This window comes from Enterobacter sp. E1 (genome assembly GCF_016809815.1).
GTDB classification, from domain to species: Bacteria; Pseudomonadota; Gammaproteobacteria; order Enterobacterales; family Enterobacteriaceae; genus Enterobacter; species Enterobacter adelaidei.
The window spans coordinates 64,639-82,263 of sequence record NZ_JAFBJM010000012.1 but is presented as its reverse complement, the minus strand read 5'-3'; the positions used below and the strand labels follow the sequence as shown (position 1 = coordinate 82,263).

The 17,625-nt window shown below is 57.5% G+C and carries 18 protein-coding genes; 6 read left to right on the top strand and 12 right to left on the bottom strand.

The window, feature by feature from the left end:
- Positions 1 to 33: 33 nt before the first annotated feature.
- The 6 genes from JGF26_RS20805 to ivbL form a co-directional block, all read right to left on the bottom strand.
- On the bottom strand, positions 34 to 1,344 hold the full coding sequence (locus tag JGF26_RS20805; RefSeq protein ID WP_028017806.1) for an MFS transporter: 1,311 nt from the start codon (positions 1,342 to 1,344) through the stop codon (positions 34 to 36).
- Positions 1,337 to 2,842 (bottom strand): signal transduction histidine-protein kinase/phosphatase UhpB, encoded by a 1,506-nt coding sequence (uhpB, locus tag JGF26_RS20800; protein ID WP_028017805.1) that lies wholly within the window; start codon positions 2,840 to 2,842, stop codon positions 1,337 to 1,339. The genes JGF26_RS20805 and uhpB overlap by 8 nt, the downstream gene beginning before the upstream one ends.
- Entirely contained in the window at positions 2,839 to 3,432 is a 594-nt protein-coding gene (gene uhpA / locus JGF26_RS20795; RefSeq protein ID WP_049007055.1) for a transcriptional regulator UhpA, read from the bottom strand. The genes uhpB and uhpA overlap by 4 nt, the downstream gene beginning before the upstream one ends.
- A gap of 77 nt (positions 3,433 to 3,509) precedes the next feature.
- The gene (gene ilvN / locus JGF26_RS20790) at positions 3,510 to 3,797 is read right to left on the bottom strand and encodes an acetolactate synthase small subunit (RefSeq protein WP_010426528.1); all 288 of its coding nucleotides are present in this window, start codon (positions 3,795 to 3,797) and stop codon (positions 3,510 to 3,512) included.
- A 3-nt stretch (positions 3,798 to 3,800) separates the two neighbouring features.
- Positions 3,801 to 5,489: an acetolactate synthase large subunit gene (ilvB, locus tag JGF26_RS20785; protein WP_134708653.1), complete on the bottom strand. Its 1,689-nt coding sequence runs from the start codon at positions 5,487 to 5,489 to the stop codon at positions 3,801 to 3,803.
- Between the two features lie 106 nt (positions 5,490 to 5,595).
- Entirely contained in the window at positions 5,596 to 5,694 is a 99-nt protein-coding gene (gene ivbL, locus JGF26_RS20780; RefSeq protein ID WP_057979964.1) for an ilvB operon leader peptide IvbL, read from the bottom strand.
- Between the two features lie 520 nt (positions 5,695 to 6,214).
- Here ivbL and tisB point away from each other — a divergent pair.
- The 4 genes from tisB to emrD all read left to right on the top strand — a co-directional run bounded on the left by tisB (position 6,215) and on the right by emrD (position 9,071).
- Positions 6,215 to 6,304: a type I toxin-antitoxin system toxin TisB gene (tisB, locus tag JGF26_RS20775; protein ID WP_020684667.1), complete on the top strand. Its 90-nt coding sequence runs from the start codon at positions 6,215 to 6,217 to the stop codon at positions 6,302 to 6,304.
- Positions 6,305 to 6,368: 64 nt separating this feature from the next.
- Complete coding sequence (locus JGF26_RS20770) at positions 6,369 to 6,815, top strand: GNAT family N-acetyltransferase (protein ID WP_134708654.1); 447 nt, start codon at positions 6,369 to 6,371, stop codon at positions 6,813 to 6,815.
- A 62-nt stretch (positions 6,816 to 6,877) separates the two neighbouring features.
- The gene (locus JGF26_RS20765; protein ID WP_134708655.1) at positions 6,878 to 7,711 is read left to right on the top strand and encodes an EamA family transporter; all 834 of its coding nucleotides are present in this window, start codon (positions 6,878 to 6,880) and stop codon (positions 7,709 to 7,711) included.
- 175 nt (positions 7,712 to 7,886) lie between these two features.
- Positions 7,887 to 9,071, top strand: a complete 1,185-nt coding sequence (gene emrD / locus JGF26_RS20760; protein ID WP_028017801.1) for a multidrug efflux MFS transporter EmrD — start codon at positions 7,887 to 7,889, stop codon at positions 9,069 to 9,071.
- Here the strand turns inward: emrD and JGF26_RS20755 are convergent.
- Entirely contained in the window at positions 8,974 to 10,062 is a 1,089-nt protein-coding gene (locus JGF26_RS20755) for a cellulase family glycosylhydrolase (RefSeq protein ID WP_134708656.1), read from the bottom strand. The two genes, emrD and JGF26_RS20755, sit on opposite strands and share 98 nt — an antisense overlap.
- 84 nt (positions 10,063 to 10,146) lie before the next feature.
- Positions 10,147 to 11,073, bottom strand: a complete 927-nt coding sequence (gene dsdC / locus JGF26_RS20750; protein WP_128348482.1) for a DNA-binding transcriptional regulator DsdC — start codon at positions 11,071 to 11,073, stop codon at positions 10,147 to 10,149.
- A gap of 204 nt (positions 11,074 to 11,277) precedes the next feature.
- Between dsdC and dsdX the strand changes: the two genes are divergently transcribed.
- On the top strand, positions 11,278 to 12,615 hold the full coding sequence (gene dsdX, locus JGF26_RS20745) for a D-serine transporter DsdX (protein ID WP_134708657.1): 1,338 nt from the start codon (positions 11,278 to 11,280) through the stop codon (positions 12,613 to 12,615).
- A gap of 17 nt (positions 12,616 to 12,632) precedes the next feature.
- Positions 12,633 to 13,922 carry a D-serine ammonia-lyase gene (gene dsdA, locus JGF26_RS20740; protein WP_134708658.1) on the top strand — a complete coding sequence of 430 codons (1,290 nt, stop codon included), beginning with the start codon at positions 12,633 to 12,635 and terminating at the stop codon, positions 13,920 to 13,922.
- Here dsdA and JGF26_RS20735 read toward each other — a convergent pair.
- From JGF26_RS20735 to JGF26_RS20720, 4 genes are all read right to left on the bottom strand, one after another.
- Positions 13,906 to 14,253, bottom strand: coding sequence for a DUF202 domain-containing protein (locus tag JGF26_RS20735; protein WP_028017796.1), 348 nt, complete (start codon positions 14,251 to 14,253; stop codon positions 13,906 to 13,908). The two genes, dsdA and JGF26_RS20735, sit on opposite strands and share 17 nt — an antisense overlap.
- Positions 14,243 to 14,590 carry a YidH family protein gene (locus JGF26_RS20730; RefSeq protein WP_028017795.1) on the bottom strand — a complete coding sequence of 116 codons (348 nt, stop codon included), beginning with the start codon at positions 14,588 to 14,590 and terminating at the stop codon, positions 14,243 to 14,245. The genes JGF26_RS20735 and JGF26_RS20730 overlap by 11 nt, the downstream gene beginning before the upstream one ends.
- A gap of 92 nt (positions 14,591 to 14,682) precedes the next feature.
- A complete protein-coding gene (locus JGF26_RS20725; RefSeq protein WP_134708659.1) occupies positions 14,683 to 16,005 on the bottom strand; it encodes a 6-phospho-alpha-glucosidase in 1,323 nt (440 codons plus the stop codon).
- Positions 16,002 to 17,624 carry an alpha-glucoside-specific PTS transporter subunit IIBC gene (locus JGF26_RS20720; RefSeq protein ID WP_028017793.1) on the bottom strand — a complete coding sequence of 541 codons (1,623 nt, stop codon included), beginning with the start codon at positions 17,622 to 17,624 and terminating at the stop codon, positions 16,002 to 16,004. Before JGF26_RS20720 ends, JGF26_RS20725 begins: the two co-directional genes overlap by 4 nt.
- Between the last annotated feature and the right edge of the window lies 1 nt (position 17,625).

Sequence of the window (17,625 nt, the reverse complement as noted above, 5' to 3'; positions counted from 1 at the left end):
TTTGCCCCATTCGGGGCGAAAAGGTGAGACGTATCACGCTTCGCGCGGCACCTGGGCGTGCAAAAACGGCAACAGCAGCAGAGCAGAAACCCCCGCCGCGATGGCGATCACCGCGAAGAAACCGCTCCAGTGCCAGATGTCGATGACCCGCGCCAGCGGCCAGCCGGAGAGCGATGCGCCAAGGTAGGCAAACAGCCCGACAAAGCCCGTCGCCGCACCGGCCGCCTCTTTGTGCGAGCACTCCGCCGCCGCCATGCCGATCAGCATCTGCGGGCCAAACACAAAGAAACCGGTGGTGAAGAAGCACGCCGCCTGCATCACGTAGCTGGCAAACGGCATCAGCCACAGCGAGCCTACCGAGAGCAAAATCCCGGCAGCAAAAATGAGATTCATCGGGCCACGGTTGCCGTTGAACAGCTTGTCCGATCCCCAGCCCGCCACCAGCGCGCCGATAAACCCACCCAGTTCAAACATGGTCACCGCCGAGTTGGCCGTCACCAGATCCACGCCAAGCGTCTCAGACATGTACAAATTACCCCAGTCGTTGATCGCCGCGCGCACCACGTAGACCAGCACGTAACAGAGCGACAGCAGCCAGATATAGGGGTTCTTCAGCACGTATTTGGTGAGGATTTCTTTACGGGTTAACCCCGCCCCTTCCTGCTGCTGGGCAATTTCCATCTCATCATGACGCCAGTCACCCACCGCGGGAAGTCCTACGGTCTGCGGCCTGTCGCGCAAACGCCAGCAGAGGAACAACCCGGCGATAATCGCTAACCCGCCCGCAATCATCATGCCTGCACGCCAGCCGTAATGCAGCGCCGCTGCGCCGACGACGATGGGGATCAGCGCACCACCCACGTTATGCGCGGTGTTCCAGACTGCCCACCAGCCGCCACGCTCGTTGCGCGAGTACCAGGTGGTAAGTAATCGGGCACAAACCGGCGCGCCCCAGCCCTGGAAAAAGGCGTTCAGCGCCCACAGCAGCGCAAAAGCCCACAGCGAGGTGGAAAAACCAAACAGGATATTCACCACTCCCGTGGCAATCAGCCCGAAGCCCATAAAATAGCGGGCGTTGGAGCGGTCGCTGACGATGCCGGAGAAGAACTTCGACAGGCCATAAGTAATGTAAAACAGCGTCGCCAGCAGGCCGATATCGGTGCGGGCCATCACGCCGCTGGCGAGGATCTCCGGTGCGGCGGCGTTGAAGCTTTTGCGGGTGAAGTAGAACAGCGCATAGCCGAGCCAGATGGTGATCAGAATATGGCGACGCCAGTAACGATAGCGGGCGTCAATTTCATTTTTATCGCCGATCGGGGTGGCATTAGCCGGGGCTTTAAACATGGTAACTCCTCAGCGGCAAACTGACGCTGACGCGCGTTCCGTGGGTGCAGGAGATATTCAGCGTGCCGCCCAGCGCCTTCACGCGCTCGCGCATCCCCGCCAGACCAAATCCCTGCTGGCCGGAGCCCGGCGGCAGGCCGCAGCCGTCATCTTCAATTACCAGCATCAGACGCTCGTCCTGCTGCCAGGCCTGCAACGTTACCGCGCTGGCATTGGCGTGCTTCACAATATTATTCAGCCCTTCCTGACACACCCGAAACAGCGTCACACGCTGGCCTTCACTCAGCAGCGATTCTTCAATCCGCCAGTCGAGATGGCTGACAATCCCGCGACTTTCCAGCTCCATCTCGCGCATGAGCGATCGCACCGCCTGCTCCAGAGACAAATCATCCAGCTGGCGTGGACGTAACCTTCCGAGCAAACGCCTTACCGAGTCATACACACCCAGCGAGAGCTGTTCGATATGCGCCCCACCCTGCTTCACGCCGGCGTTTTCCGCCGCCAGACGCTGAACGATGCCCGCCTGCGTGCGGATGGCGGTAATGGTCTGGCCGATGTCATCGTGCAGTTCGCGCGCGACCTCCTGCCGTACGCTCTCTTCGGTTTCCAGCAGGCGTTCGGCCAGACGACGGTTGCGCGCCAGCTCGGTTTGCAAAGACTGGTTCAGTTCACGCAACCGTTGAATGCCCGCCCCGAGCAGCAGCCCGGTCAGGCTTTGCGCCAGCAGGGAGAGGAGTAAATCTACCGGATGATCGTGCCAGGTCTGGCTGGCTATCAGCGCAATGGCGTTCATCAGGGTGGCGATAAGCGCCCCTTGCCAGCCGTAGTGCCACGCAAGCGCAATAATCGGCAGGGCAAGACAAAACGGAGTAAAACGCGAGAGCTCAGCGGGCAGACCAAGCTGCAGCCACAGGCTTACCACAAACAGCAGCAGATACCAGATGAGGTGCCGTGCGCGCCAGTTCACCGGCTGAGAAACCAGCGCGGGGCCCAGCGGCTGCCAGACGGTACTGGTGAGGTAATGCCAGATCACCAGACAGGTTGGCGCGAGCGTCAGGCCGCCGGTAAGGGTCAGTAGAAGAGCGTTGAGCATCTCTTTCTCGCCGACCCACGGGAGAGATTGCAGCAGCGCGGCGGCAATCAGCGCCGCCCCCTGACGCAACAGCGTGCGCCAGTCGCGCTGGTGGCGATAGCGGGAAATAAGGGCAACAGGGAGAAGCGTGAGCAGGCTTCCGGTCATCAATAAGGGCAGATGCGCCAGCGCCACTTCTTGTGCCAGCCAGACCAGCATCAGCCATTCTGCGCCCAACAAAACGGGCCAGTAGCCACGCGGGCACTGCAGCATTAACCCCAGACGCAGGCCGAACGGGAACAGCAGTACTGCCAGTTCCGGGCGCTCCACCAGATGCAGGCTGATGCTCCACAGGCAAAACCAGGCTGCAGAGAAGATAAAAAAGCTGGCGACGACGGCGATCAGCCGCGAAAGCACGGGGCTCATTGCCAGCTATCAAACATGCGGCGCGCCAGCTCGACGTCGTTGCTGACGTTGAGTTTTTCCATCAGGTTGGCGCGGTGAACGTGAACCGTTTTCGGCGACAGATCCAGCTCAGCGGCAATCTCTTTCACCGACATCCCCTGAGCGAGCTTCTCCGCCACCTGCCGCTCGCGTTTGGTCAGCGGATCTTGTCGCCCGGAGGCCAGCTTGATGGCGATATCCGGCGTCAGGTAGCAGCCGCCGGTGGAGACGGTGCGCACGGCGGCGATCAGTTCGTCCGGGCTACAGCGTTTTGAAAGGAACCCGCGCGCCCCCGCATTGAGCGCCTGCTCCACCAGCGCCGGGCTGTCATGGACCGAAAGCATAATGATCGCCATTCCCTTCGGTAACTGACTCAGCAGTTCCAGCCCGGAGAGATCCGGCATTGAGATGTCACAAATACAGACCTGCACCCCACGTCCGGGCAAACCGGCCAGCGCCTCGCGCCCGGAGCCGAACTCTGCGACGACCTCAAAATCAGGTTCAAGGTTCAAAAGCTGAGCAAATCCGGAGCGGACGATAAGGTGGTCGTCGATAAGAGCGATGGTCGTCATGGCGCGTTCCTGGCGAGCAGATAAAAAAACGCGCTTACCTTAACGATAAGCGCGTGGGTGTTCAAGCAATGAGCGATTTATTCGAAGAACACCGCAATTTTATTAAACATGGTGGGATCGGACTGGTTGCGCGCCACTTTGGTGACATCTTCCAGCTTATCGATCTGCGCCATCATCTGTTCCAGGCGCTGATCGTCGTTGACCAGCAGCCAGATGCGGCTGTGCTCGCTGCCCTGAATCGGCAGACAGAGAATGCCTTCAACGTTAAACGCGCGACGGGCGAATAGCCCACAGACGTGCGTCATGACGCCAGGGTGGTTGCGGACGGTGAGTTCCAGAATGACGTTATCATGTTGTTTCTGCATGGCTTATTCCCCCACCATCTCAGTATTTGCCGCACCCGGCGGCACCATCGGATACACTTTTTGTTCAGGGTCGATACGCACGTGGATCAGCGCCGGGCCCGGGCGTGAAATCGCTTCCTGCAATGCCGCGTGGGCATCCTCTTCAGCGTTCAAATCGCAGGTATGCAGGCCAAAGCCGGCGGCAATCTGCATAAAGTTGATCATACCGGGATAGGTCGCGGCAAACACGCCCTGCTTATAGAACAGGCTCTGCTGCTGATGCACCAGCCCCAGCGCTTCGTTGTTCATCAGGATGATTTTGACGTCTAACTGGTTTTCGGCCGCGGTCGCCATTTCCTGAATGTTCATCATCAGGCTGCCATCACCGGAGAAACAGATAACCTTCCGGTCCGGATTCGCCAGCGCCGCGCCTACTGCCGCAGGCAGGCCAAAGCCCATGGTCCCGAGGCCGCCGGAGGTCAGCCACTGGCGCGGACGGTTCAGCGGGTAGGCCTGCGCGGTCCACATCTGGTGCTGGCCCACGTCGGTGGTAATGATCGCGCTGTCGTCCACGCAGGCAGCCACGGCGTTAATCAGTCCGTAGTGGCTGAGCGGGTCGCCTTCCGTTGGGATTGCACCAGGGAATTCCTGTTGCAGGTCGGCTACCAGCTGACGCCACTCTTCACGCCCGGTCGCTTCTGTCTGCGGGATCAGCTGTGCCAGTACCTCGGCAACGTCACCCTGAATCGCGACGTGCGGCTGTTTAATTTTACCCAGCTCGGCGCGATCGATATCCACGTGAATGATTTTGGCATTCGGACAGAACTGTTCGGTTTTGCCGATCGCCCGGTCATCAAAACGTGCGCCGAGAACAATCAGCAAATCAGCCTCTTGCAGAATGTAGTTGGTGCTGCGCGCACCGTGCATCCCCAGCATCCCAAGTGACAGCGGGTGCGCTTTCGGGAGCATACCAAGCGCCATCAGCGTCATGGTGGTGGGCAGGTTGGCTTTCTCTGCCAGCTCACGCACCGCGTCAGAGGCATTAATCGCCCCGCCGCCCAGATAGAGCACCGGGCGTTTGGCGGCGTTAATCATGGCTGCGGCGTCACGTACGCTTTCAGCGCTGAATTCCGGGGCAGGGGCACGGCCGCCCGGCTCAGGCAGTACGTCGATCTCGATCTCTGCGGTCTGGACATCCTTAGGAATGTCTATCCACACCGGGCCTGGACGGCCTGACTGCGCAATGCGGAACGCATCGCTGATAACCTGAGGAAGCTCGGCGATATCGCGAACTAAATAGTTATGTTTGGTGATGGGGATAGAGATGCCGTAGGTATCCACTTCCTGGAACGCATCAGTACCAATCATTGAGGATGGTACCTGGCCGGTAATGCAGATCAGCGGAATGGAGTCGAGACGTGCATCGGCAATGGCGGTCACCAGGTTGGTCGCCCCCGGGCCGCTACAGGCCATACAAACCGCCGGTTTACCCTGCGTACGTGCCATGCCCTGGGCGATAAAACCAGCCCCCTGCTCGTGGCGCGCCAGGACGTGGCGGATCTGCGTGCTTTGGCTTAACGCATCGTACAGCGGCAGCACCGTCCCGCCAGGGATACCCGCAACCGTGGTGATGCCCTGTCGTTCCAGTAAATGAACGATTAACTGCGCGCCAGTAAAACGCTTCTTGGTGGATGTTGTGCCCGAACTTGCCATGCTCCAGTCCTTTTCTTCTGGGCCGACTTTCCGGGGAGGCTCTTAAACGAAAAACCCCGCCCGGTTTGCGCCGGCGGGGTTTTGGATTCGTGTGTTGATCCAGTCCCTACGGCGCATTGCCGACGACCACCACCACACGCACGACGACCACTGCGGCTGGTTGCGCAGTTTTTAGTAGGGTCGAAGTGAAGATGGATGAAGTCATTGGGGACCTGTGTTTGGAATCATTGATGGAATTTATACAAACACAGGTTTTCTGGCGTGACAATGGAAATATTTTCATCTGCGCAAAAATGCGTCAGGGATCACGTTTCGTTTGTTGGGTGATGAAAACAAAAAACCCCGCCTAAGCGAGGTTTTTATCAGGGTTTGCGGTTGGTCGCCGCAGAACACACTGTGTTACGTCAACGCAAAAAGTATACGCGATCGCAGAAGAACGCGCAATTCGGGCACGGATTTTGACGTTTTTGAGTATGGATCGTCTTCCTAATTTTGTCCATAAAATACTGTTCATGCATACAGTGTTTATCTATACTGAGGGTGTTCGCAGTGCGCGAGGGGGCCGCTGTTCTACCGGCGCAACAAAGTCCTGGCTGAAACGGGTGGTGCCGTCAGTGCCTTAACCCCCGAAGTGAGCACACTGTGTTACGTCAATCCAGGTGCTGGCAACAGGCGGCGGAAAGGTACGCCAGCATCGTGCTCCTTTTTACCAAAAGGAGACGCGTATGAGCGTAGTGGATATGGTGATACTTATCCTCAAACTCATTGTTGCTGTACTGCAACTGCTTGATGCTGTCCTGAAATACCTTCGGTGATTCAGGTTCAAGTCGCACCTGAGAGGGGCGGGCAACCGCCCCTCTTTAATAACGAGGGAATGCTATGTCGCGTCTGTTAATTGAGCCCGTCACCCCGGATGAGCCGGGCTACATCGCCCTGAAGGCTGAGAGTATCGCACTGAATTTCAACATGCTGCGCAGGCTGGAAGAGAACTGGCAGCGTGGTGAGAACCGCTTTAACGCGCCGGGTGAAAAGCTACTGGGGGCGTTTCTCAACGGCAAACTGGTAGGCGTGTGCGGCCTCAACCGCGATCCCTTCAGCCAGCAGCCGCGTGCCGGGCGCATTCGCCACCTCTATGTCAGCGAGAAATGCCGTGAGCTGGGCATTGGCAAACAGCTTTTGACCGTGGTGATGGCCGATGCCAGCATCTGGTTTGATTTTCTCAATACCCACGCGCCTGACACCGCTTACGGGTTCTATCGCCGGGCGGGTTTTACGCTGGTCTCGGACGAACCACGGGTGACGCACCGCCTTTTTTGTGCGGTGTAACCGGCTGGCAGCATCAGGGTGTGAATGTTACAGTTGAGTGACAATTCATCAGCCGATACCCCATGACCATCACCGTTTTCTGCATTTTGCTCTTCGCCGCACTGCTGCATGCCAGCTGGAATGCCATCGTCAAAGCCGGAACGGACAAGCTCTATTCCGCGATTAGCGTCAGCGGCTCCGCCACGGTTATCGCTCTGGTCTTACTGCCGTTTTCCCCACAGCCTTCTGCAGAAAGCTGGCCGTTTTTGATTGTCTCCTGTGCCTTACAGGTGGTGTATACCGTACTGGTGGCGAAGACATATCAGGTCTCAGACATGAGCCAGACCTATCCATTGATGCGCGGGACAGCCCCGTTGCTGGTGGCGCTGATCAGCATGCTGGTGCTCGGGGATAGCCTCTCATGGCTCGCATGGTCCGGTATCGGCGTGATCTGCCTGTCGATTCTGGCCATGGCGATGAATGGCCGGATGCGGTCGCGCAAAGGGATATGGCTGGCGCTACTCAACGCCTGTTTTATCGCCGGGTATACGCTGGTGGACGGCACGGGCGTACGTTTATCCGACACCGCACTGGGTTATACGCTCTGGACCTTCTTTATGAATGGCTTCTGTCTGCTGTGCTGGGCGATGGTAGCGCGACGACGCGAAGCCTCTCGTTACCTGGGTCTGCACTGGAAAAAAGGGCTGCTCGGCGGTGTCGGGACGATGGGATCGTATGGCCTGGCATTATGGGCGATGACTCAGGCTCCGCTTGCGGTTGTCGCCGCGCTACGTGAAACCTCAATTCTCTTCGGTGCGTTAATTGCTTTTGTGCTTTTGAAAGAGAAGGTTGCTGGTCTGCGCATCGCTGCTGCGCTGGGTATTGCCGGCGGGGCTATCTTACTACGCCTGGCGTAATCCACTGGCAACATTAGTTGCCGATCTTGTTTACAAATCCTGCCTTTACCGGTTTTTTCATTCACCACGACAATGCTTAAATTGTCATCTCACTGTGGTAGATTCCTCGCGCATTTATGGGAATGCGCAGTCACTTATTCTTCATTTTTCTCTTTTGGCAAAAGTATTCAGCGACATGAAAAAACAAAGGAACGTTAACTTATTGTTGATGCTGGTGTTACTGGTGGCCGTCGGTCAGATGGCACAAACCATCTACATTCCGGCGATTGCCGACATGGCAAAGGAACTTAACGTCCGTGAGGGCGCAGTACAAAGCGTGATGGCAGCCTACCTGCTGACCTATGGCGTTTCGCAGTTGTTCTATGGGCCGCTCTCTGACCGTATCGGCCGCCGCCCGGTGATTTTAGTCGGTATGTCTATTTTCATGGTCGCCACGACGATCGCGATGACCACCCACAACCTGACCGTGTTGATTGCCGCCAGCGCCCTGCAGGGTGTCGGCACCGGCGTCGGCGGGGTGATGGCGCGTACCTTACCGAGGGATATGTATCAGGGCACTCAGCTTCGCCATGCTAACAGTTTGTTGAACATGGGAATTCTGGTCAGCCCGCTGCTGGCCCCGCTGATTGGCGGCCTGCTGGACACGATGTGGTCCTGGCGGGCCTGTTACGCTTTCCTGCTGGTGCTGTGCATGATCGTCACTTTTAGCATGGCGCGCTGGATGCCGGAAACGCGCCCGCAAGACGCACCACGTACGAAGCTTATCGCCAGCTATAAAACGCTGTTCGGCAACGGGGCATTTACCTGTTACCTGCTGATGCTGATCGGTGGCCTGGCGGGTATTGCGGTGTTCGAAGCCTGCTCCGGTGTACTCCTGGGCGCAGGGCTTGGCCTGAGCAGCATGGTGGTCAGTATTCTGTTTATTCTGCCTATTCCTGCGGCGTTCTTCGGTGCCTGGTTTGCCGGACGTCCCAACAAACGTTTCTCGACGTTAATGTGGCAATCGGTCATTAGCTGCCTGCTGGCAGGCGTAATGATGTGGGTTCCGGGGCTGTTCGGCGTGATGACCGTCTGGACGTTGCTGATCCCGGCGGCACTGTTCTTCTTCGGTGCGGGGATGTTGTTCCCTCTCGCCACCAGCGGCGCTATGGAGCCGTTCCCGTTCCTGGCAGGCACTGCGGGGGCGCTGGTGGGCGGTTTGCAGAACATCGGTTCCGGCGCGCTGGCCTGGCTATCCGCCATGATGCCGCAGACCGGGCAGGCTAGTCTGGGCCTGCTGATGACGCTGATGGGACTGCTGATTTTACTGTGCTGGCTGCCGCTGGCGTCGCGTGTCCCGCATCACGAGCAGCCTGTTTAACCGCATGATGGCCCGGCTTTTCGCTGGGCTTTTCACAGACAGGGGCGATCATCGCCTGCAATAACGGCTCTGGCGCAGGCCGCCAGGCGCCCTCCTCCCCGTCGTAAAACTGGAAATCCGCGTTAAGCGCATACGGGATTTTCGCCTTTTGCAGCTCGCAGGCCATAAAGGTGGCAAAGGCCATTTGCGAAGCGGTTGGGGTGAAACGGCTTGATTCCCCAACGCCCCAACCCCCGACCCAGCTAACGTGCCCGGTTTTTTGCTGCCAGTGCAGCGCGGCATTGATGCGGTTACGGATAGCCGCTTTCTCTGCCGCCGTGCCGGACGTCCACGGGTATTTGCCGCCATTCTTCAGCGGCCCCCACGGGAAAATATGCCACTCCGCCAGCAGGTAGTTCTGGCTGTGCGCGGGCAGCTTCAGGTTGGATAAATCCTCCGGCGCGGCACGCAGGCGCGGCGCAATGAAGATCATGCGCTGCGGGTCAATGTCGTGGATCGCTTTAATGGTCTTTTCATAGACGCGGTTTAACGACGCCAGGTTGTGGTTGAGCTTGTCGGCCGGCTCATAGATGAGGTCAAAACCCAGCAGAGGGTAGCTCTGACCGAAATAGTGCGCCACGGCAATCCACCAGTTGACCGTCTCTTTCTCGTTATCGGCTTTCGGGTCGTTTTTATATTCATCTGCCTGATACGCGACTATCGGGATCACGCCATACTGCTCGCAGGCTTCCACCAGCTTGCGCAGGTGGATCAGCCGCGCTTCCGTCGGCTCATCGGCGACGCGGATGCGCACGTGGGTAATGCCTTTTGCTCGAAAATCGCGTACCACCAGCGGGTCGAATTCACGTATGCCGCGCTCGGTGCGCGCCCAGTCCACATCCATCCCGACACCCAGCTGCTGCGCATAAAGGGCGGCCGTCAGCGGCGGCTCAGCGGCAATCGCCCAGCCGGAAGAGATCAGTAATGCAGAGGCAATAAAAAGCTTTAACACGGTTTACCCTGGATAAATCGAAAGCATTACCTGTATTTAGCACGCTTTTTCACATTTGGTGTAGAGCGAAAGCGTAATAATTCTTCAACCTGCCAGTTCTCTCAGCCAGCCGATAAAGGCGTCAATTTTCGGCCACTGACGGCCAGAAAGCGTCGAAATATAGTAGTGCTGATGACATTTCAGGGTCTTTTCGCCAAACGGGGCAATCAGCTCGCCTCGTTCCAGCCGTTTCTGCACCAGCCGCTTTCTGCCCATCGCGACGCCGACATGGTTAATGGCCGCGATAATCGCTAAATCGGAACGATCGAAACCAATGCCCGACGATGGCGGCATATTCACCGCAAAGTGCTGCGCCCAGCTCAACCATTCATCCGTACCGGAATCGTTGCTCCAGGCCTGACGGTCGTGTAGTAGCGTGCAGTGACTGAGGTTATCGGGGTTTTTCAGCAGTTCATGCTCGCGGGCATACTGCGGTGAGCAGACAGGCAAAATCTCCTCATCCATCAAAAAGTGATGAGAAAGGTGATTTGGCGGCGTATCGTCAAAATACAGCGCCAGATCGACGCCCGTTCGCTGCATATTGACGTAATCGTTGCCGGTCAGGATGGTGAGAGAAATAGACGGGTAGCGACGGGTAAAATCCCCCAGCATAGGGACCAGCCAGCACTGGGCAATCGACGGTCGGGAGTAGACCGTCAGCGTACCGGACAGCGCCTGGTTTTTGATATCCAGGATCTCCTGGTTCAGGGTGTCGAGTGAAGATTTTAGCGTCCAGTAAACGCGTTTTCCCTCCTGCGTCAGCTCGACTTTACGGTGCGAGCGGACAAACAGCTGAATGCCCAGCTCCTCTTCCAGCAGGTTGATGCGGTGACTCACCGCGCTGGGGCTGAGCGACAACTCTTCCGCAGCCAGCGCGAAGGACTCGTGCCGGGCAGCTACCTCAAAGGTGTACATTTTCGACAGCTGCCAGCCGTTTAACAGCCGGTTTCGGGCTTCATTCACATCGTTCATCACAATTCCCACGTCTTATTTTCATGTTCAGCATACCGTTCAAAGATGAATTTATGTGAACCTAATACGAATTTAGTGCACTTTTTAGAGTTTAGTCACTCAGTTGATCCAATCTGGCTCATCTGAAAGCCAATTTATATCGTTTGTCAGCCCATGCCGTTTTTTCGTCCAATACCCGTAGATTACTTAAGGGTGAGGTGAGATATGGGATCTCAGGTCTGGGTTGTGGCAACGCTGCTTGTCAGCATCGTGTTGATTGTTTTAACCATCGTAAAACTGAAGTTTCACCCGTTCCTCGCGCTGCTGCTGGCAAGCTTTTTCGTCGGCGCCATGATGGGGATGAGCCCGCTGGATATGGTGAACGCCATTGAGAGCGGGATTGGCGGTACGCTGGGCTTCCTGGCGGCGGTAATCGGTCTTGGCACTATTCTTGGCAAGATGATGGAAGTCTCCGGGGCGGCAGAGCGCATCGGGATCGCACTGCAGCGCTGCCGCTGGCTGTCAGCTGACGTGATTATGGTGCTCGTGGGGATGATTTGCGGGATCACACTGTTCGTGGAAGTGGGCGTGGTGCTGCTGATACCGCTGGCGTTTTCCATCGCCAAAAAGACCCACACGTCGCTGCTTAAGCTGGCCATTCCGCTCTGTACCGCATTGATGGCGGTGCACTGCGTGGTGCCTCCCCATCCTGCGGCGCTGTTTGTCACCAATAAATTAGGCGCAGATGTCGGAACGGTTATCGTCTACGGTCTGCTGGTGGGCCTGATGGCCTCACTGGTCGGCGGCCCGCTGTTCCTGAAACTGCTCGGCAACCGTCTGCCGTTTAAACCGGTTCCGGCGGAATTTTCAGACCTGAAAGTGCGGGAAGAGCATACGCTGCCATCGCTGGGTGCGACGCTGTTCACGGTGCTGCTGCCGATTGCCCTGATGCTGGTGAAAACCATCGCTGAGTTAAATATGGCGAAAGACGGCACGCTGTATACGCTACTGGAGTTTATCGGCAACCCGATCACTGCGATGTTTATCGCCGTGTTTGTCGCCTACTACCTGCTGGGGATCCGCCAGCATATGAGCATGGGCGCAATGCTGACCCATACCGAGCACGGTTTTGGCTCTATCGCCAACATTTTGCTGATTATCGGCGCGGGCGGGGCGTTTAACGCCATCCTGAAAACCAGCGGGCTGGCGGATACGCTGGCGCATATTCTCTCGAACCTGCACATGCACCCTATCCTGCTCGCCTGGCTGGTGGCGCTGGTTCTGCATGCCGCCGTGGGTTCGGCTACGGTGGCGATGATGGGCGCCACCGCGATTGTTGCACCGATGCTGCCGCTCTATCCGAACGTGAGCCCGGAGATCATTACTATTGCCATCGGTTCCGGCGCCATTGGCTGCACGATCGTCACCGATTCTCTCTTCTGGCTGGTGAAGCAGTACTGCGGCGCGACCCTGAATGAGACCTTCAAATACTATACGACGGCGACGTTTATCGCCTCGGTGCTTGCACTTGCCGGCACATTCCTGCTTTCTTTCATTATCTGAGCGCGAAGAGACGTATTATGGAAAACGCAACTATCACTACTTTAACCGCACAGTTTCCTCTGGTTGAGGATCTGATTGCCCTGAAAGAAACCACCTGGCTTAACCCGCGTACCACCACGCTGGCAGAAGGATTGCCTTACGTCGGGCTGACCAAAGCCGACGTGGACGACGCGCATGCTCGCCTCAACCGCTTCGCGCCGTATCTGGCGAAAGCATTCCCGGAAACAGCGGCGACCAAAGGCATCATCGAATCTGAACTGGTTGCCATTCCGGCAATGCAAAAACGGCTGGAGAAGGAATTTGCTACAAACATTCCTGGCACCCTGCTGCTGAAAAAAGACAGCCATCTGCCGATCTCTGGCTCGATTAAAGCGCGCGGCGGCATCTATGAAGTACTGACCCACGCCGAAAAACTGGCGCTGGAAGCCGGATTGCTGAGCATTGAAGACGACTACAGCATCCTGCTGGAGCCGCGCTTTAAGGACTTCTTCAGCCAGTACAGCATTGCGGTAGGCTCAACCGGCAACCTGGGGATGTCCATCGGCATTATGAGCGCCCGCATCGGCTTTAAGGTGACGGTGCATATGTCCGCCGACGCCCGCGAGTGGAAGAAAGCCAAACTGCGCAGCCACGGCGTGATCGTCGTGGAGTATGAGCAGGATTATGGCGTGGCGGTGGAACAGGGGCGCAAAGCGGCAGAAAGCGATCCGAACTGCTTCTTCATTGACGATGAAAACTCCCGCACCCTGTTCCTGGGCTATGCGGTAGCAGGCGAGCGCCTTAAGGCACAGTTTGCTGCCCAGGGACGCGTAGTGGATGCAGAACATCCGCTGTATGTTTACCTGCCATGCGGCGTCGGCGGCGGTCCTGGCGGTGTGGCGTTTGGCCTGAAGCTGGCTTTTGGCGATAACGTTCATTGCTTCTTCGCGGAGCCAACGCATTCGCCGTGCATGCTGCTGGGCGTCTACACCGGCCTGCACGATGAAATCGCGGTGCAGGATCTGGGCATTGATAACGTGACGGCGGCGGACGGTCTGGCCGTAGGACGGGCGTCCGGCTTCGTGGGCCGCGCGATGGAACGCCTGCTTGACGGGTTCTATACGCTTTCCGATCAGAGCATGTACGACATGCTCGGCTGGCTGGCGCAGGAGGAAGGGATCCGCCTGGAACCGTCGGCGCTGGCAGGCATGGCCGGGCCGGTGCGCGTGGATGCCGGTGCGAACGTCACCCACCTGGTCTGGGCGACCGGCGGCGGAATGGTACCGGAAGACGAGATGGCGAAATATCTGGCTAAAGGGAAAAAATAGCCTGTAGGTGGGTTACCGCAAACAGCAGTGACAGGGACAGTACAGCCAGGGCGATCAGGAATTTATCCCGCACCGCCTTCGGCTGTACAAAATCGTCCTGCGACACATCCATCAGGTTACGGCTGCGGGTATAGCGCCATAAAATGAGTGCCACCAACGCCAGCACAACCAGTGAGATCCAAAATGGCACCCCTGTACGGTGCCAGTTGTGCTTAATCGCCAGGGCAATCAGCGCGCCATACCCCAGCAGCGTGCGCAGCCAGGCGAGTGACGTCCGCTCCGGCTGCAGGCCGGGGTCCGCTTCGCGTCGCGCTTTGCGGCTATCCGCCATAGAACACCAGCACCATAATCACCCCCGCCACCGTCAGCAGGATTGTACTGATGATGAGTAACCCGCGCGTATAGGGCAGATCCTGCTTCAGACGCATCGCCTTCTCATTGCGCAACCAGCGCAGGTAGCCGTAAATCGCCAGTACACCCGCGAACAGACACAGCAGCAACGCCAGCACTTCGCGAATCAACGGTGTGGCAAAATCAGGCGCGAGCTGATCGAGACCCACCCCTGCGGCAAGAAAGCCCAGCGCTGTGCGGATCCACGCCAGAAATGTGCGTTCATTAGCCAGAGAGAAGCGATAGTCCGGCGCTTCACCGAGGCGGGAAATTTTCATGAAGGTTCCTTGTCGTGCCAGAGACAGGCTTCAGCATAGCGTAAATCGACAAGGACAAGGAGACCGGCATCGGGCGATGCCGGTCGGAAAGGTTAATGCAGCTCTGGCCAGTAACCCTTATTGGCCTCGATCAGGTCATCCAGAATGGCTTTCGCAACGGAGGCGCCCGGCACGGTTTTCGACAGGGTAATCGCCTGCCAGAGCTTCTGGTATGAGCGTTGTTCCCAGGCATCCACCACCAGTTTTTCCACCGCCACCTGCTGGCTCATCAATCCTTTCTGGAAGTGCGGAATATCGCCCACGGTCAGTGGTTCCGGCCCGTTGTGGCCCACCAGGCACGGAATTTCCACCATCGCGTCGGCATCAAAGTTATGGATGGCCCCATTATTCGGCACAATCAGCAGCATGCGCTCCTGGGTGTTGAAGGCAATTGCCGTCGCCAGATCGACGATGTACGACGCATGTTCGTCGATTTCCAGCTCACCGGCGGCGGAGTTACCGGCTTCGATAATCGCCCGGCAAGAGCTGAACACGTGCTTCTCGCGGTGATCCATGACTTCATTGGCGCGGGTGCGTTCCGGGTTCGAGTGCGCGACCACGTAGTCCGGGAACAGATAATATTTTAGATAGGTGTTCGGCATGGTGTCCGGATCCAGCGCCTGCACGTCTTTTGCTTTGGCAAAGGTATCGTTCCAGCTCGCTTCGGTATGCGCATCTTCCGAAGGCGGGACATAGCCGTTTTTCGCAACGTATTCGCGCAGTTTCGGCATCAAATCGTTGCCGTTCAGATCTTCAATCGACGTCCACCAGCCGAAGTGGTTCAGCCCGTAGTAGCGAACCCGCATCTCTTTGCGGTCCTTGAGGCCAACAATCTGCGCCATGCGCCCTTCAATGCCGATAGGCATATCGCAGATATTGAGGATTTTGGCGTTCGGACGCAGACGGCGGGTAGCTTCCGCCACAATCGCCGCCGGGTTGGAGTAGTTCAGCATCCAGGCGTTCGGGGAGTACTGCTCCATATAATCCACCAGTTCCAGCACGCCGCCGATAGAGCGCATGCCGTAAGAGATCCCACCCGGACCGCAGGTTTCCTGACCCAGCACGCCGTGACGCAATGGGATTTTCTCGTCTTTTTCACGCATCGGGTATTTGCCCACGCGGATATGCGCCATCACGAAATCGACATCGGTAAAGGCGGCTTTTGGATCGGTGGTGTAGCTGAATTCAATTTCCGGAGCCTGTTCTTTAAGGATGATTTTGCACGCTTCGGCGATAGTCTCCTGACGTGCGCCGTCATTGTCATAGAACTTCAGCGCGCGCAGCGGGAAACGGTCGCGGTTGGCTAACAGCATCAGGACGATACCAGGCGTAAAGGTGCTGCCGCCGCCTGCAATGACAACTGAGAATTTTTTCATGATATAGCCTCTGTCAGGGTGGTTTGTTCATTCGTTAAAGGGGTTTTCATCAGCGATTCCAGCTGGTCGCGCACCTGAGGAACGTGCAGGCCGACAATCACCTGAATGCCGTTGCCGCGCCGGACGACACCGTGTGCGCCCAGGGCTTTGAAGACGTCATCGCTTTGGGTTTTCGCCATATCCACCAGCGCGATACGTAAGCGGGTGGCGCAGTTGTTGATGCTTTCGATATTGGCCGCACCGCCGAGTGCCTGTAAGAATCCGGCAGCTTGTCCAACCTGCTGGCTGGCCGCCGCCGGGGCGGTGGTTTGCTCGCGCGCGGCCTTATAGTCAGCCTTGCTGTAGAGTTTGATTTCACTCTCTTCCCGGCCAGGTGTTTTGAGGTTCAGACGCTCAATCAGCGTTTTGAAGACCACGAAGTAGATCCCGGTAAAGCAGACGCCGATACCGATTTGGGTGAACATCATTGAGGCGTGGTTATGGAACATTGGGATCCAGTTTTGCGGCAGGAACTGGTCCAGCATGCCGCCGCCCATATTGCCTACCACGCCAAAGATGTACATCACCGTTGCCATCGTCGCGGCCAGTACGGCGTGGACGGCAAACAGCAGCGGCGAAATAAACAGGAAGGTGAATTCGAGTGGCTCGGTAATCCCCACCAGTACGGCGGTGAGCGTGGCCGGGATCAGCAACCCCGCTACCTTGACGCGGTTTTCCGGCGACGCGGTGTACCACAGCGCCAGCGCAATCCCGACAGAGCCAAACACTTTGGAGTTACCGTGCAGCGCGAATCCGCCTTCCGGGAACAGGGTTTTCAGCGGCAGCGTGCTCTGGCTGAACTCCTGCAGATGCTGCGCCCAGTAGACCTGAATCCCCCCTTCCACTGCCGCAGGGCCGAAAATAAACGGACCGTAGACAAAGTGATGCAATCCGGTTGGGATCAGAATGCGTTCCAGGAAGGTATAAACCCAGACACCCAATGCACCAGCAGAACGTAAGAAGGCCTGCAGAGACTCAATGCCCATTTGCACTTTCGGCCAGCCCAGCAGCGTCAGCCAGGCACAGGGGATCATAACGAAGAATGCGAGGATAACGACGAACGACGTACCCTGGAAAATCCCCAGAAAAACCGGCAGCGGCTTGTCGAAATAGCGGTTATGGATCGCGGTGACGATGCCCGAAATCACAATCGCCCCAATAATGCTGGTATCCAGCGTTTTGATACCCGCAATCATCGCCAGCCCGCTTCCCGCCGTGGGCTCTGCGGAAAAATCGACGCCAAAGAAATGACCCCAGGTCATCCCCATCGCATTGATGAAGTAGTTCCAGGTCAGGAAGCTAATCAGCACCGCCAGACAGGCGCGGCCCTGCGCCTGCTTCGCCAGACCAATCGGCAGGCCGACGGCAAAAATCAGCGGCATATTGCGAAACACCGCCCAGCCGCCCTCTTCAATGATGTGAACGATCTGCGCGAAAAGATTATCCGGAGCGGTTAAAGCCTCGCCCACAAACAGCGGGTTGCGAAGCATGATGGCAATTCCCACCACGATCCCGGCGAACGGAAACAGCAACACCGGGGTAAACATGGCACCGCCAAAACGTTGTATTTGACTGAGCATT